This is a genomic window from Stenotrophomonas sp. TEPEL, from assembly GCF_004348785.1.
In the GTDB taxonomy this organism is placed as follows: Bacteria; Pseudomonadota; Gammaproteobacteria; order Xanthomonadales; family Xanthomonadaceae; genus Stenotrophomonas; species Stenotrophomonas indicatrix.
In genome coordinates this window covers 3734767-3750476 of the sequence record NZ_QQXJ01000001.1, presented here as the reverse complement: position 1 = coordinate 3750476, position 15710 = coordinate 3734767, and the positions used below count along the sequence as shown (strand labels likewise).

Genomic DNA, 15710 nt, shown 5'->3' with positions numbered 1-15710 from the left:
TCTGGCTGAACACGCAGCAACGATCTTCACGCGGTCACCGGCGTGGTGCATGCTGCGGGCTGGATGTCTGCAGCACCTGGGGGAGGGCGCATGCAGGACGGGTCGAGGCGTCAAGAATGGCGTCCGCCGGCCGTTGAGGTCGGGGATGTGGAGGAATCGTTCGCGCATGAAGCCAGCCGACTGCACAGGGAAGACCGACCGATGCCGGCGCTGAGACACGCGCTGGCCCGGCCGTTGCGTGCCATTACCTGGGGCGGCGTGGTGCTGGGCGTGTTGCTGGCGGCGGGCCTGGCCGCGATGCTGGCCAACGATTACCAGCGCCGGCTGGAAGCCGCGCAGCGGCAGAGCCGGGCGCTGGCGATAGGCAGCGAGCGCCTGCTGGCACTGGAGCTGCGCAACCTGGAACGGGCGATGGGCGGCATCGCCGCTGATGCGGCTGAACTGTTCCGCACCGTACCTGCGCAGGCGCCCGCGCTGTTGAACGCCGCCATTGACGGCGTGCTGCGCCGACATGCCGAGCTGCACAGCATCGTCGTGCTGGATACCTACGGCCGCGCCCTGACCGCTGGCAAGGGCGACCTGCAATTGCCGCTGTGGACCGATCCGCAACGGCGCGGGCAGGGTAGTACGCTGTACATCGGGCCGCCGCAGCGTGCCAGCGACGGTGGCTGGGTGGTGCCGCTGGCGCTGCCCATGGCCGGTGATCGCTGGCTGCTGGCGCGGCTGCGCTGCGGCGAACTGCAGCGGATCGTGGGTGGCCTGGATGTGGGACCGAGTGGCCTGGCCTCGATCAGCGACGCCGACGGCTACATGCTGGCCCGTGTGCCCGACCCGCATGGCACCGTCGGGCGTCGCTACCTGCTGCCGGCACGCACGCTGCTGGGCCGGCAGGCAGTGGTCGAGCTGGGCAGCATTCCCGGCGCGGTCGACCAGATACCGCGCATCTCCACCATCAGCACCCTCGAGCACAGCCCGTTGGCGGTGCAGGTCGGCCTGGCCGACGAAGACGTGCTGGCGCCGTGGTGGCCGTATCTGCAGGCGGCGATCGCCATCATGCTGGCCTACGTGGCGCTGCTGCTGGTGCTGCTGTATGCCGTGCGCCGCAGCACCCACCGGCAGCAGTCGATGGCCGAAGAACTGCGCACCGGCCATGCCGAGCTGCGCCTGGCCCATCAGGTGGGCCGCGTATGCACCTGGTACGTCGACGAAGACGCCGCGCTGCTGCGCTGGTCGCCGTTGGCGCGCGAGATCTTCGGCGTGCAGACCGACGCGCTGCCGGTGGCCGAATTCTTCGCCCGCGTCCACCACGATGACAGCGCACGCATGCAGCGGGCCTTCGACCAGGCCTTCGCCGGCAGCGCAGTACTCGACGAAGAATTCCGCCTGGTGCTGCCCGGTGGTGCCGTGCGCTGGGTTGCCGCGCGCGGGCAGCGGGTGGCGGTGGCCGACCGGCAGCGGCGCATGATCGGCGCACTGACCGACCTCAGCGAGCGCTACCAGGCACGCGAGCAGATGCGCCAGGTGGAACGCCGCTTCCGCCTGTTGTTCGATCGCAACCCCGCGCCGTTCTGGGTGTTCGATCCGGACACCTTGCGCTTCATCGAGGTCAACGAGGCGGCGGTGCAGCAATACGGCTACAGCCGCGAGGAATTCCTGGCGATGAGCATCCTCGACATCCGTCCGCGCGAGGGCTGGGACGAGGTCAAGGGCGCGATCGCGCAGGTGCGCAGTGGTGAACTGCAGGACGCTGCGGTGCGGCTGCACCAGCGCAAGGATGGCACGGTGTTCGAAGTGCGCGTGCACCTGTCGCAGCTGGATTTCGATGGCCGGCCCGCGTGCCTGGTGCTGGCCGAGGATGTCAGCGAGCGGCTGGCCTACGAACGCGACCTGGCCTATCACGCACGCCACAACCCGGCCACCGGCCTGCTCAACGTGCGCGCACTGAGCGAACAGCTGGACGAGCAGGCCGGCGCCTACACCATCGCCTATGTGCAGCTGCGCGGGCTGCAGCTGGTGGCCGATACGCTGGGCCGCGAGATCGGTGATGCGGTCCTGCAGTCGATGGCCTCGCGCTTGGGCGGGCTGGGCGCGCGCTTCGGCCTGCTGGCGTTCCAGCCGGCGGAGGACTTCGTGCTGGCGATCGCGCCGGAACACAACACCCAGCGCGTGCTGGACGATCTGCTGCAGATCGTCTCGGCACCGATGCGCGGCCAGGATTCGCTGCACCAGTTCGAACCCCGCATTGGTGTGGCCGTACATGACGCCGATGCAGGCCACAGTGCCGAACAGGCGATCGGCATGGCCGCGCAGGCGGCGCACGCGGCCCGCGCCGAAGGCAACGTGGTGGCCTGGTTCGACGCGGCGGTGACCATCCGCCTGGCCGACCGCCTGCGCCTGGCCGGGCGCATCCACGCGGCCATCGACAACGAATTCCAGCTGTACTTCCAGCCGATCCGGCACGCCAGCGATGGCAGCCCGGCGTCGCTGGAGGCGCTGCTGCGCTGGCCGCAGGCCGATGGCAGCTTCATCCCGCCCAGCGAGTTCATCCAGTTGTGCGAGGACACCGGCCTGATCCTGGCGTTGGGACGCTGGGTGATCCGCGCAGCGGCACAGGCGCAGCGGCGGCTGGTCGAAGCCGGCTGGGGCGAACTGTCGATCGCAGTCAACGTGTCGGCGGTGCAGTTCTTCAACAGCGATCTGGTGGCCGAGTTCGCCCGCGCGCAGCAGGACTTCGGCCTGGCCCGTGGTGCTCTGCACGTGGAACTGACCGAGAGCAGCCTGATGCGCAAGCCGGCACAGGCGATGCAGACCATGCAGCGCCTGCACGAGCAGGGCATCCGCGTGTCGCTGGACGATTTCGGTACCGGCTACTCGAGCATGTCCTATCTGCAGCACCTGCCGCTGGACGTCCTGAAGATCGATCGCAGTTTCGTCGCCGACGTGGAGACCAATCCGCGCAACGCGTCGATCTGCCGGGCACTGCTGTCGCTGGGCCACAGCATGGGGCTGACGATCATCGCCGAGGGCGTGGAAACGCCGGGGCAGCTGGACTGGCTGGCCGCGCATGGCTGCGACCAGGTGCAGGGCTACCTGCTGGGGCGGCCGGCACCGCTGGAAAAGATCATCGCGCAGCTGGATGAGGTTGTGGCCTAGGCCGCGCTTCGTGCTCGCCGGGCATGGCCCGGCGATACCGTGTCATGGGCGCGCTTCGCGCTCGCCGGGCATGGCCCGGCGATACCGTGTCATGGGCGCGCTTCGCGCTCGCCGGGCATGGCCCTGCGCTACCGTGTCATGGGCGCGCTTCGCGCTCGCCGGGCATGGCCCTGCGCTACCGTGTCATGGGCGCGCTTCGCGCTCGCCGGGCATGGCCGGCGTTACCGTGTCATGGGCGCGCCTCTGGTAGCGCCGGGCCATGCCCGGCGGACGCGCCCTTACACCCCGGTTTCCACCAGGTAGTCGATGAAGCTGCGCACCTTGGGGGCGAGATGGCTGCGGCTGGTGTAGACGGCGAAGATGCCGATCGGCTCGGCTTCCCATCCGGGCAGGATGCGCACCAGGCGGCCATCGGCCAGCGCCTCGTGCAGCAGGAAGTCCGGCTGCAGGATCACGCCCATGCCGGCAATCGCCGCTTCGCGCAGAACGTCGCCATTGTTGGCGCGCAGCAGGGTGGTCACTGCAACCTTCACTTCGCCACCCGGTCCCTGCAGGGGCCAGTGGTCGCCGGCGGCCCAGTAGCTGTAGCCGAGGCAGGCGTGGGTCTGCAGATCCTCGGGGGCCTGCGGTGTTCCGCGTGCGGCCAGGTAGGCCGGTGCGGCACACAGGCTGATCCGCGATTGGCCCAGGCGCCGCGCGATCAGGCTCGGGCCCGGTTCGCGGGTGATGCGGATGGCCACGTCGTAGCCTTCTTCGACCATGTCCACCAGGCGGTCGGACAGCGCCAGGTCCAGTTCGACCTGTGGGAAGCGCTCGCGGTAGCCGGCCAGCAACGGGCCGAGGCGGGCGATGCCCCAGCTGACCGGTGCGTTGATGCGCAGCGTGCCGGACGGCTCCAGCGCCTGTGCGCCAATGCTGGCCTCAAGTGCATCGAACTCGGCCAGCAGGCGCACGCACTGCGCGTAGTAGGCGGCACCGGCGCTGGTCGGGCTGACCCGGCGGGTGGTGCGGTGGAGCAGGCGGGTGGACAGGCGCTTTTCCAGTGCGGCGACCTGGCGGGTGACACCGGCCGTGGACATGTCCAGCGCCTGTGCGGCGGCGCTGAAGCCGTTGCGCTCGACCACCGCGACGAACACACGCATGGCATCCAGGGTGTCCATTGTTGCGCCTTCTGAAATAAATACGGTCGATTCATCGTATTTATCGGCGATGGAGGGCGCAATAAGCTGTGGCCTGTCCCCTGCGAGCTGCGCCGGCCCCGCTGCGCTGACTCACTGTGGATTCCTGTCTTTGGAGAAGATCATGTCCCGCCTGCCTTCGCTGTACATCTCCCACGGCTCGCCGATGACCGCCCTGCATCCGGGCCAGGTCGGCGTGCGGTTGGCCGAGCTGGCCCGCGACCTGCCTACCCCGCGTGCGATCGTCATCGCCTCGGCGCATTGGCTGGCCCGGCAGCCGCTGGTCGGTGCGCATCCGCAGCCGCCGACGATCCATGATTTCGGCGGTTTCCCGCGCGAACTGTTCGCGCTGCAGTACCCGGCGCCCGGTGATCCGGCGTTGGCTGAAGAGGTGGCGGGCCGCATCGCCGCCGCCGGCCTGCCGGTGGCACTCGATCCGCAACGTGGCCTCGACCACGGCGCGTGGGTGCCGCTGCGCCTGCTGCACCCGCAGGCCGACATCCCGGTGGTGCCGGTGTCGATCCAGCCGATGCTGGGCCCGCAGCATCAGTTCGCGCTGGGCCGTGCGCTGGCGCCGCTGCGCGAACAGGGCGTGCTGCTGATCGGTTCGGGCAGCATCACCCACAACCTGCACGACTGGGGCCATTACCAGGACGGCAAGCAAGCGCCCTACGTGCGCCCCTTCATCGACTGGGTGGAGCAGCGGCTGGCCGCCAATGACCGCGATGCCCTGTTCGACTACCGCCGACAGGCACCGTTCGCCGAGCGTGCGCATCCCACCGATGAGCATCTGCTGCCGCTGTACTTTGCGATGGGTGCGGCGGGGGAGGGTGGCTTCGGTGCCAAGCGCATCGATGCGGGTGTTGATGCCGGCTTCCTGGCGATGGACCTCTACCGCTTCGATGGTGACGACCGCGCTCAGGACGCGGCATGACGCCATCGCTGCTGCCAGGGCTGGAACGCCCTGCACAAGGACCCGTGCGGGGCCGGTTGGCAGTGCTGCATGACGACGTGACCAGCACGCCGGCCTGGACCGGGCGGCGCTTGCTGTCGCGGTCCTGACGCGTATTCAGATCGCTGGCCGCAGTGGCGGCCTGCTGTGTTAAGTTTTTTCCGTCCCCCGGCGCACTCCGGTTTTTTCCGGCCCCACGCGCCGCTCCTGTGGAAGAAGCATGCACACCATCGAAGTCGTCCTGGCGATGCTGGTGGCCGTTGTCGCCAGCGGTTACCTGGTTCGCGTCCTGCCATTCTCGTTGCCGCTGCCGCTGGTGCAGATCGGCCTCGGCGCGGTGATCGCCGGGGTATTCAACCGCGGCCATGCACTGGAACCGGAAGTGTTCTTCCTGCTGTTCCTGCCGCCACTGCTGTTCCTCGATGGCTGGCGCATTCCCAAGCAGGGCCTGTTCCGCGACAAGGGCGCGATCCTCGAACTGGCGTTCGGGCTGGTGGTGTTCACCGTGATCGGCGCGGGCCTGCTGATCCACTGGATGATTCCGGTGATGCCACTGGCGGTGTGTTTCGCACTGGCCGCGATCGTGTCGCCGACCGACCCGGTGGCGGTCGGTGCGATCGCCGCCAAGGCACCGATTCCCAAGCGCCTGATGCACATCCTGGAAGGTGAGTCATTGCTCAACGATGCCTCCGGCCTGGTCTGCTTCCGCTTCGCGGTGGCGGCGGTGATGACCGGTACCTTCTCGTTGGCGACCGCCTCGCTGACCTTCGTGTGGGTGGCGGTGGCCGGCCTGGCCGTCGGCGTGGCGGTCACCCTGGGCGTGTCCACGTTCCAGCGCTGGCTGTGGCGCCGTTTCGGCGAAGAGCCGGGCGCGGCGATGCTGGTCAACCTGCTGATCCCGTTCGCGGCGTACCTGCTGGCCGAAGAGATCAATGCTTCGGGCATCCTCGCTGCGGTCGCAGCGGGTATTTCGATGAGCTACGTGGAAATGACCGGCCGTGTCTCCGGCAGCATGCGCGTGCAGCGTGCCGGCGTCTGGAACATGCTGCAGTTCAGCTTCAACGGCATCATGTTCGTGCTGCTGGGCGAGCAGCTGCCGGGCATCGTCGAACGCGCCACCACCACCATGAACGAGAGCGGCCACCAGAGCGCGTGGTGGCTGCTGGTGTACGTGCTGGTGATCAACGCGACGTTGATCGCGCTGCGCCTGCTGTGGGTATGGCTGTCGCTGCGCTGGAACCTGCTGCGTGCGCGTCGCCGCGGCCTGGAGCGTGGCGAGGCACCGAACTGGCGCATCGTGGTGGCCACCTCGGTGGCGGGTGTGCGTGGTGCGATCACCTTGGCCGGCGTGTTGACGCTGCCCTTGTTCCTGCCCGATGGCAGCCCGTTCCCGGCACGCGACCTGGTGATCTTCCTGGCTGCTGCGGTGATCCTGTGCTCGCTGGTCGGCGCCAGCGTGGCGCTGCCGCAGCTGTTGAAGGGCCTGCAGCTGCCGGCCGATTCGGGTGAGCGCAAGGAAGAGGATCTCGCCCGCAAGCTGTCCTCGAAGGCCGCGTTGGCGGGCGTGGAGCGCATGCGCCAGCAGCTGGTGCTGAACCAGAACACCGAGAACGTGCAGCTGTACAACGACGCCGCATCGCGGGTGAGCCTGCTGTATCAGCGGCATCTGGACCGCGACAACCCGGACGTGGACCCGGAGAAGGTGAACCGGATGGAGATGGGCTACCGCCAGCTGCGCAGCGCCGGCCTCAATGCCGAACGCGAGGAACTGTTCCGGCTGACCCGCCGCGGCGTGGTGTCGGACGAGATCGCACGTCGGCTGATCCGCAACCTCGACCTGCTGGAATCGCGCAAGCGCGAGTGACCGGTCTGTTGTGTAGAGCCGAGCCCAGGCTCGGACGCTGTTCCTCGGGGGCATGGATTCGACATAGGCTCTCTCTCTAGCGCCAAGGCAGGTCTGCACTTTTACCCTCTGCCCCTCTCATCGACTCGCCCTGGGCCTGTAGGCAGTCGTTCCGGGCACTCAAGGGCTGCGTAGCAGCCGCGGCCTTTGCCGGTTACGCCCTTCAGGCGCAAAGATGGAGTTCTGTGCCCCAATTTTGTTCAGCATTGGCGGCTCGAGAGCCCAATATCCATCATCTGTGGCGTGATGCGTGTTTCGCCGCGCCTTCGGTTTGTGGCGCAGTTGGACAAGTGGCGTCGTGAAATGCCGGCGACATACTGCGTCTGGCATTCAGTGGTCTGGGCAAGCCGAGCGGTCGCAGATGTAAAAGGGTGCGAAACAATTTCCGTGAAGTTCAGACCGGTCGCGTCAGCGAGTTGCGCTACAGGAGCAGGTTTGTATCTAGGCCGCTATCCGGTCTGTAACTCTAAATGAACGGAAAAGTTTGTTGCCGAATGAGGTTTGTTTCAAATAACGAAGAGATGAGTCTCCTCGAATATTGCCGGTGATAGCGTTCTTCTCAACGAAAACACTGGATGAGGAGATATGGGTTCGAGCGCTAATAGGGGGACTCTGTACTTCTGTCCTCCGCCATCGCGGCTGGAATGCTCAAGCGACGATGTGTGGGGGGCTCACAATATTCGTGTTGAAAATCCCTGGTCCTCTACGTGGGTATGAGCTGAGTAAGTCAAGCTCAACATGTGCAGGGCATGGGCCAGTTTGTCTATCAACGCTTCAGTTGGTGGCGGTTCGAATCAACGTTACCGCGGGAGAATTCAAACTTGAATCGAAATCGGCTCCTAAGTACTGGGTCAGAGATATTTTGCCTTGGTCTTCTCGCGGTTGCAGCGACATTGCCAGGAGCGTTTACGAGGTGGCCGAGGCTGTTGGGATTTTGCCTAAGGCCAGATCGAGCCATACGTGGTTGGGCAGAAATGGGCCATTGCATTCACCGGTAGTTTTTGCTGAATCATCGCTGATTCCGGACCAGCTCGCGGACCTGCAGGCGTTCATTGAACAAAACGCTGGTTGCCGTGAGTTGTTTGAAGCGATTGCATATCAGTTGTTCATGATTCACCCACTGCAGGACGGGAATGGGCGGGTGATCCGGTCGATGCTGATTGGTTTGCAGTCCGTGGGGAGGGATGGCTTTCCACTCTACTTATTCTGGCGCCTTAGATTTGGCAAGAGTCGAATTTTTGAACAGTGGCGACATGCAAAAGAATGCGGCGCCATGCAGGTATGTGAGCGTGAATTCACGGAGTGGCTAAGCCTGGCGGTGCGAGTAGAAGGCCTGTTCGGACGGATCAGGTCTTTCGGTGTGTGCGACCGAATTATTAAAGCAGTTTGCCTGTATGGGAGTCATTCGGTCGAGGCACTGCGCAGAGTGGATGGATCCATCGGGAATGGTTTGGCTGAAAAGCTGAGTCGACGCTGGGAGGCGTGCATGTCCATGGGTGGGAGTCGTTGGATTAGCGAAATAGAGAAAGATATTTCTTCAATGATGGATGCTGTTAAATAGATGGGGTTCTGAAATGGAATTTATATCCGCAAGTATTGTAAAGTCATTGACTATAATGTCCCTGTTATCTGGGGGCGCTCAGGTGCTGGACAGGTTTTCCTATCCCGTGTTTGGACCGGCCGGAGGAGCATCTCCTTTCGATACCACTGGCACCAGTGACTTGCCGCCGGTTCACGTGCCGCCGCCAATTCAAGTGCCTCCCCTTGAGCCTCCGCCGATTTACTATCCTCCGCCAGGACTGATCCCGCCACCAAGCAATCCTGACGACGACGGCGGAGACGCTGGTGGTGGTTCGGGGGGGCAGGAGAAAAATTGCGCGCTACTTATTGCCACTCGCCCGGCTGCATGCCCGAATCCAATCCCTATCCCATCTGGCGGGCTGTATGCCGATGATAGAATTCCAGGGGCGGGAGCAATCTCGCGCTCTTCCATGCGCATGGCTTATTCCTTCGTGAAAGGGGTTGGCTCTTGGCAGGGAGTAACCGTTGAAGGCGGGCAGAGTGCGAAGATGTTTCTTCAGGCTGCTCTGAATGAACAGACCCAGAATTTTGCCAATGGAATGAGTTTGGTTGAGGCGAACACGAGATTCAGGTGGCATCTTGGAATCGCCTGTGAGCACCAGGTCGGCGAATCCAGTGTATATAGGGTGGGTATAATTCCCACAAAGCCAGAGCAGTATTGCTTTGAAATGCTCAAAGCTTTCGATGCCGAAGCGAATGATCATAAAAATTTTGCACAGTGGTTCATAGATTACGTCAAAGGCACCGGAATTCCATTAGAGTCATATGTGCCATATGGGATAATCGAGCTGGTCGATTCAAAAAATTCCATCGGAGAAAAATGGCGTGCGGTTACTGAAGACGCCAGTTGCGCCCGATGGTGGATTCAGGCAAATGAGAACATGTGTGGTATCCCATGAATACATGCAACGCAGTGATGGTTCTTCTGACGCTATCCTTGGTACTTGCTGGATGCTCTGGTACCGAACAAGCGAGCAGTACAGTACGTGAGGGCCAGAGTTCAGCGTCTGAGGCGAGCAACGTTGAAGGCTCTGATTCCAGGCGGTCTTCTAGCAGTGTTCACTCGCGTCCCGCTACGGATCTGTCCGATCTCGTGTGTTCCGGAGAATGCGCTGATCTCGGGCCTTTGGAGGCGTCCTCTGAGGCCGAAGCACTTTGGATGGTCAAGCATCGCTACCCCAGTCAGCAGGAACTTCAGCGTTTGGCTGCCATGAGCATCACTCAACTGCAGCAGCAGGCCGTTGCTGGGAACTCAGCAGCTGCTGTGGTGCTTGGTAAGAGAATTGCTCTGGAGAGGAATTTCATGGATGGACAAGTGATTCTGCGGGAGCAGACGCTCAGTGGAAACATGTTTGCCTTCTATGCAATCTCTGAGACGTTTCGAGAAGGGCAGCAGCGAAATCTGGTTGAAGGCGCCGCTTATCTACGTCTCGCTTACATCCTTGGAGACCGCAAAGCAGCTGATGAGATAGCGAAGATGAGACTGAGTTCTGCGGAAATAGCTGCTGCGGATACGAGAGCTCTCCAGCTTTATCGTGGTTTTGCCGAAGATCAGGTGCCCGATCCTCGGCCACGTTGAAGTCGGTCCGAAAGCATTCCCCCATGGGGTTTGGGTTATCAGCGCCCAAAAGAGCAGTGGCGTTTTGGACTGGCGTTGGGGAGGTCTGGCTTGGCGCGGATTCAGGGGGGCGTTGTTTTCGCGACGCTAGCTAGATCGAATCTGGTTGCAGACACGCAAAGGGGCCGGTCATTCGATCGGCCCCTCCGATTTTCCGCAGGTCAGGCATGAAGTAGAAGGTGCTCAGGCTTCCGGCTTCTGTTCCAGGAAATACGCCTCGACCTTGCCCTTGACCTTGATGGTCATCGGGTTGCCGCGACGGTCACGGGCCTTGCCGGCCTGCACGCGGATCCAGCCTTCGCTGACCGAGTATTCCTCGACGTTGTCGCGCTCGACATCGTTGAAGCGCACGCCGACGCCGCGCTCCAGGGCCTGCGCATCGTGGAAGGGGCTGGCCGGGTTGATCGCCAGGTGGTCGGGAGGGGTATCGCTCATCGCTTCATTCACAGTGACGGCCACCACGGCCGGCTTCAGCGGTACAGGATAAACCGTAGAATGCCCCCCTGCTCCCGAGGACGTTCCGCCATGCCTGACAACAGCGACTATTTCGACTTCGAGGAAGACGCCCACGATTTCGACGAGGACGACTTCGAGGCGCGGGTCTGGAACCTGCTCGTGCTGATCAACCCCGGCGACGAAGAGCTGGCCCTGCAGCAGTTCAACCGCTGGCGCGAGCATCTGGCCGAGGACGGCCAGCCGCTGGAAGCCGACAGCGACTGGCTGCCGGCGCTGTTCACGGCCATTGCCTGGCAGTCGGGCTTCGAGGTCGAGCGAGACGACTTCGATTCGCTGCAGTCGGCGGTGAACGAGCTGGCGGCGCGCTTCAACCTGCAGCTGGACTGGGGTGGCGACCTGGACGACGAGGATTTCGCCGCGGACCTGGATGGCGTGCAGCTGATGAGCACCGCCTTCGACCGCCTGCGCGAGCACAACTACACGCTGTGGAGCGTGGATGCTGGCAACGACGGCTTCAGTGGCTGGATGGCGCTGACCCGCGATGACGACGCCCTGCTGGCGCTGTGCTCGCTGCTGAACGTGGAAGTGCGCCTGGGCAGCGACCCGTTCTGAGATTCACCGGTAGCGCCAGGCCATGCCCGGCGGCTTCCCGCCGCGCTGCGCGCTCGCCGGGCGCGGCCCGGCCCGGCGCTGCCTGTACCCGCCTAGGGCCGGTACTGCGCCCTGGCGTTGGCGATCACCGCCTTCACCTGCGCGCGATCCACGTGCCGGGAAATGGCGACCGCCCCCAGCGCGAGTGCCTGCGCACGCAGCTCGGCGGTGACATCGTAATGCGCCCCGCTGGCCTTGTTCTGGAAGGCCCGTGGAGGAATGCCGAGCTGCGCCGCCATCGCGTGCAGCTCGGCCAGGGTATCGGCCATCAGGTGCGCCCAGCGCTGACCGCGCCAGGGATGCACCGCGTCATCGACGTAGACCGACACCGCCGCGGCCGGATCAGGCCTGCGGCTTGCCGTCGGCGTCGGCGGCCGGAGTGGCCTCGGCGTCGGCAGCGCCTTCGGCGCCGGCAGTGTCTGCAGCCGCTTCATCGGACGCGTCGCCTTCAGCGGCTGCGTCTTCAGCCTGCTCGCTGGCGAACTCGGCCACCAGCTTGTCCAGGTATTCCTCGGCGGTCTGGCCCGCTTCTTCGGCCAGGGTGTCGAGCAGCTTCTGCATCAGCTCGGAATATTCCAGGGTGACCTTGCGGCCTTCGGCTTCCTGCACGTTGGACAGGTGCTTGAGCATGGCCAGCATCGGCACCGGGTTGTCGGCGTTGCCCATGGTCTGGCCGCCGATGGCCAGCAGCCACTCGCGGCCCTGCAGGCCGATGGCGGCCACGGCCTGGCCGTCCTCGTTGACCAGCACGGCATGGTTCTGCACCTGCTGCTGGGCGTTCAGACGGAGGAACGGACGCTTGGTCTGCTGCTTCTTGCGCTTGTCGCGCTTGGCCTTGGACAACTTGGACATGGGGGTGTGATCACCTGGAGTCGGAAAGACCGCCATTGTACTGGGTGCCGCGCGGCGCGCTCGCCGGGCATGGCCCGGCGCTACCTCGGTGCGTCCGGATGCATGCTCGCCGGGCATGGCCCGGCGCTACCTTGGTGTGTCCGGATGCGCGCTCGCCGGGCATGGCCCGGCGCTGCCTCGGTGTGTCCGGATGGGCGCTCGCCGGGCNNNGCCCGGCACNACCTCGGTGTGTCCGGATGCGGTAGCGCCCGGCCATGCCCGGCGAAGACGGGTCAGGGGGCAGCGCCCTTTCCTGCGGAAGGGGATCCGACCCCGGCCTCACCCTGCGCGGCCTGCACGTCCGGGTCCACGGTGGTTGCCGACAGGCCTACCTGCGGCCCGGCGCCGGCCAGCGCAGCTTCCTCGGCGGCCTTGGTCATCACCACGATGCTGATGCGGCGGTTGATCGGGTTCTGCGGATCGGCCTTGTCAAACAGCACCGACGAAGACAGGCCGACCACGCGGGTGATCTTGCTGTCCTCCAGGCCGCCATCGATCAGCGCGCGGCGCGCGGCATTGGCGCGGTCGGCGCTCAGTTCCCAGTTGCCGTAACCGCGTGCGGCCGAATAGGCGGTGATGTCGGTGTGGCCGGTCAGGCTGATCCGGTTCGGCACGTGGTTCAGGTACTCGGCCAGTTCGTGCAGGATCTGCTGGGTGTACGGCTTCAGGGTGGCGCTGCCGAGGTCGAACATCGGCCGGTTCTGCTTGTCCACGATCTGGATGCGCAGGCCTTCCGGGGTCAGGTCCAGCAGCAGCTGGTCCTTGAACGGTTCCAGCGCCTGGCTGCGGCTGATCGCTTCCTGGAGTTCCTTCATCAGCGCTTCCAGCTGCTGCTTGTCGCGCTGCTGCTCGTCCACCGGCTGCGGTATCGACTTCTGCTGGTTCTGGAAGGGATCGTTGCTGTTGCCACGCGAAACATCGGTGGCGCCGCCGAGCTTGATCATCGAGGTGCTGGCGCCGCCCGGCCCGGCCATGCCCGGCGCCGGCGTCGCGCTGGAGCCGACCAGCGGGCTGGGGTTGCGGAAGTACTCGGAAATGGCTGCGCGCTCGGGCTTGCTGGTGCTGGCCATCAGCCACAGCACCAGGAAGAAGGCCATCATCGCCGTCACGAAGTCGGCATAGGCGACCTTCCACGAACCGCCATGGTGGGCGGCGTGGCCGGCCTTCTTGACCCGGCGGACGATGACGGTGGGCTTGGTCTCGGCCATGGCTTACTTGACCGTCTTCAGGTGCTGCTCGAAGTCGGAGAACGCCGGGCGCACGTTCGACGGCAGCGTCTTGCGGGCGAACTCCAGCGCGATCTTCGGGTTGTAGCCGCGCAGGCAGGCCAGCAGGGCGGTCTTCACCGACTCGTAGATGCGGCTGTCCTGCTCGGCACGGGCTTCCATCGCCGAGGCCATCGGGCCGACGAAGCCATAGCCCAGCAGGATGCCGAGGAAGGTGCCGACCAGCGCGCCGGCCACGTGGCCACCCACTTCGACGATGTCGCCGCCGATCGAGCCCATGGTGATGACGATGCCCAGCACTGCCGCCACGATGCCGAAACCGGGCAGGCCGTCGGCGACCTTGGTCAGCACCTGCGACGGCGCCATCGCTTCGGCGTGGTGCTTTTCCAGCTCCAGCTCCAGCAGTGGCTCCAGCTCATGCGGCTCGATGTTGCTGCCGATCATCAGGCGCAGGCAGTCGGTGATGAAGTCGATCAGGTGGTGGTCGGCCTGCACCTTCGGGTAGTTGCCGAACAGCGCGCTTTCGGCCGGGCGCTCGACGTGGTCTTCCAGCGCCATGAAGCCTTCACGGCGGGCCTTGTTGAGCAGTTCGTAGACCAGGCTGAGGACATCGATGTAGTCCTGCTGCTTGTAGCGCGGGCCCTTGAACACGCCGACCATGGCCTGCAGCGTCTGCTTGACCGTCTTGGCCGGGGTGCCGACCAGGAAAGCACCCACCGCGGCACCGCCGATGATGACCAGTTCGTAGGGCTGCCACAGCGCCCCAAGGCGACCGTGTGCGCCGAGGTAGCCGCCCAGCACGCTGATGATGACGACCAGGAATCCAACGATGATGAGCATGGCGCGACGCAAGGAGAGGGGATATCTCCTTGTCGGCCTGGCATCGGTGTTTCTGAAGAGCGAATTCTGTGAAGTCGGTCAGCGGGGCCTTGCGGCGCGTGTCAGCCCGCCACGCCGGCCTCCGCGCCGCCGCGCTGCAGCGGATCGGGCCACGGCTCGCCGTTGCCGGTGAACGAAAGTGAGACCGAGTTCAGGCAGTGGCGTTCGTAGGTGGGCGGCGGGCCGTCCGGGAACACGTGGCCCAGATGGCTGCCACAGCGGGCGCAGGTGATCTCGGTGCGGACCATGCCATGGCTGGTGTCGCGGATCTCGCGCACGTGCGACGGGTCGAACGGGGCGAAGAAACTGGGCCAGCCGGTGCCCGAATCGAACTTGGTGCTGGAGCGGAACAAGGGCAGGGCGCACAGCCGGCAGCAGTAGACGCCCTCGCGCTTGTTGTCGAGGAATACCCCGCAGAACGGCGCCTCGGTGCCGTGCTGCAGCAGCACGCGGCGCTCCTCGGCACTGAGCCCGGCGACCAGGGCGTCGGTCTGCGTGGCGGTGGGGGGCGTCAGATCGAAAGCGCTCATGCCGGCTCTCCGTGGGGTTGTGGCCTGGGATGCCAGCAGAGGTGGGGGTGTCGGCACACGCTTGCAAGTGTGATGGCCGTTCATGGCCGGCACACAGGGGCAGGCGCAGGGTAGGGGTGGCCCACCCTGGAGCGCGCGATGAAACCCCGCCTAGTCCTGTTGCTGTCGGCCCTGTTGCCTCTGCTTGCGCAGGCGCAGGTTCCCACCGGCAATCCGACCGCCACCCGCAGCAGCGCGACGGTGGCACCGCCGCCTGTCGCCCCGCCACCGCAGGCGTCGCGCCCGCAGCCGCAGGTGCTGCCCTCGCCGCAGCCGGCACAGCCGATCCGATCGACCGGCCCGGCCCAGGTGACCCCCACGCCCGCACCGGCGCTGCCGGACAAGGTCTACGACCGCAACGGCCGCATCGTTCCCGGCGTCAAACCGGTCGGCCCCAACCGCGTGTTCGATTCGCGCACCGGCCGCTACTACGACAGCGTACCGACCGGCGACGGCCAGCAGATCAAGCGCTGACCCCAGCGCCCGCAACCGATCGCCTAACCCAAAGAGAGCGCAGCGACCCGCTGTTGCTCTTTTTTTTTTTTCTTTTTCCGTGGCTGGCGCCCGCATGAACCTGTCAGAGGCCGGGCGGGTGGGCTGTGCAGGGGCGTGAGCCGCATGGATGCGGCGACCGAGCTTACAGGGACGTACTT

Annotated in this window: 15 protein-coding genes; 8 read left to right on the top strand and 7 right to left on the bottom strand. The window is 65.1% G+C overall.

Annotation, left to right across the window (positions count from 1 at the left end; translation table 11 throughout):
* Positions 1-90 precede the first annotated feature (90 nt).
* Entirely contained in the window at positions 91-3153 is a 3063-nt protein-coding gene (locus tag TEP_RS17175) for an EAL domain-containing protein (RefSeq protein WP_132826072.1), read from the top strand.
* Positions 3154-3431: 278 nt separating this feature from the next.
* Here TEP_RS17175 and TEP_RS17170 read toward each other — a convergent pair whose 3' ends face one another.
* Positions 3432-4313, bottom strand: coding sequence for a LysR family transcriptional regulator (locus tag TEP_RS17170; protein ID WP_132826071.1), 882 nt, complete (start codon positions 4311-4313; stop codon positions 3432-3434).
* A 142-nt stretch (positions 4314-4455) separates the two neighbouring features.
* Here TEP_RS17170 and TEP_RS17165 point away from each other — a divergent pair, with 142 nt between their 5' ends.
* The 5 genes from TEP_RS17165 to TEP_RS17145 all read left to right on the top strand — a co-directional run bounded on the left by TEP_RS17165 (position 4456) and on the right by TEP_RS17145 (position 10346).
* On the top strand, positions 4456-5265 hold the full coding sequence (locus TEP_RS17165; RefSeq protein ID WP_132826070.1) for a class III extradiol ring-cleavage dioxygenase: 810 nt from the start codon (positions 4456-4458) through the stop codon (positions 5263-5265).
* 238 nt (positions 5266-5503) lie between these two features.
* Positions 5504-7147 (top strand): Na+/H+ antiporter, encoded by a 1644-nt coding sequence (locus tag TEP_RS17160; protein WP_025878400.1) that lies wholly within the window; start codon positions 5504-5506, stop codon positions 7145-7147.
* A gap of 952 nt (positions 7148-8099) precedes the next feature.
* Positions 8100-8747, top strand: coding sequence for a Fic family protein (locus TEP_RS19805; protein ID WP_165933936.1), 648 nt, complete (start codon positions 8100-8102; stop codon positions 8745-8747).
* 436 nt (positions 8748-9183) lie between these two features.
* Positions 9184-9666 carry a hypothetical protein gene (locus TEP_RS17150; protein ID WP_132826068.1) on the top strand — a complete coding sequence of 161 codons (483 nt, stop codon included), beginning with the start codon at positions 9184-9186 and terminating at the stop codon, positions 9664-9666.
* 260 nt (positions 9667-9926) lie between these two features.
* Positions 9927-10346 carry a hypothetical protein gene (locus tag TEP_RS17145; RefSeq protein WP_132826067.1) on the top strand — a complete coding sequence of 140 codons (420 nt, stop codon included), beginning with the start codon at positions 9927-9929 and terminating at the stop codon, positions 10344-10346.
* Positions 10347-10568: 222 nt separating this feature from the next.
* Here the strand turns inward: TEP_RS17145 and TEP_RS17140 are convergent, their stop codons facing one another.
* A complete protein-coding gene (locus TEP_RS17140) occupies positions 10569-10820 on the bottom strand; it encodes a DUF3297 family protein (RefSeq protein ID WP_049466119.1) in 252 nt (83 codons plus the stop codon).
* 90 nt (positions 10821-10910) lie between these two features.
* Between TEP_RS17140 and TEP_RS17135 the strand changes: the two genes are divergently transcribed.
* Positions 10911-11453, top strand: coding sequence for a hypothetical protein (locus TEP_RS17135; RefSeq protein WP_132826066.1), 543 nt, complete (start codon positions 10911-10913; stop codon positions 11451-11453).
* Between the two features lie 92 nt (positions 11454-11545).
* Here the strand turns inward: TEP_RS17135 and TEP_RS17130 are convergent, their stop codons facing one another.
* The 5 genes from TEP_RS17130 to msrB all read right to left on the bottom strand — a co-directional run bounded on the left by TEP_RS17130 (position 11546) and on the right by msrB (position 15018).
* Positions 11546-11821: a DUF4031 domain-containing protein gene (locus tag TEP_RS17130; RefSeq protein WP_059065859.1), complete on the bottom strand. Its 276-nt coding sequence runs from the start codon at positions 11819-11821 to the stop codon at positions 11546-11548.
* A gap of 13 nt (positions 11822-11834) precedes the next feature.
* A complete protein-coding gene (locus TEP_RS17125; RefSeq protein ID WP_132826065.1) occupies positions 11835-12344 on the bottom strand; it encodes a hypothetical protein in 510 nt (169 codons plus the stop codon).
* 272 nt (positions 12345-12616) lie between these two features.
* Positions 12617-13591, bottom strand: a complete 975-nt coding sequence (motB, locus tag TEP_RS17120) for a flagellar motor protein MotB (protein WP_132826064.1) — start codon at positions 13589-13591, stop codon at positions 12617-12619.
* A gap of 3 nt (positions 13592-13594) precedes the next feature.
* Positions 13595-14449 (bottom strand): flagellar motor stator protein MotA, encoded by an 855-nt coding sequence (gene motA, locus TEP_RS17115; protein ID WP_132826063.1) that lies wholly within the window; start codon positions 14447-14449, stop codon positions 13595-13597.
* 101 nt (positions 14450-14550) lie between these two features.
* On the bottom strand, positions 14551-15018 hold the full coding sequence (gene msrB / locus TEP_RS17110; RefSeq protein ID WP_025878406.1) for a peptide-methionine (R)-S-oxide reductase MsrB: 468 nt from the start codon (positions 15016-15018) through the stop codon (positions 14551-14553).
* 138 nt (positions 15019-15156) lie between these two features.
* On the opposite strand from msrB, the gene TEP_RS17105 reads away from it, so the two are divergent.
* Positions 15157-15531, top strand: coding sequence for a classical arabinogalactan protein 4 (locus tag TEP_RS17105; RefSeq protein WP_132826062.1), 375 nt, complete (start codon positions 15157-15159; stop codon positions 15529-15531).
* Positions 15532-15710: the final 179 nt, after the last annotated feature.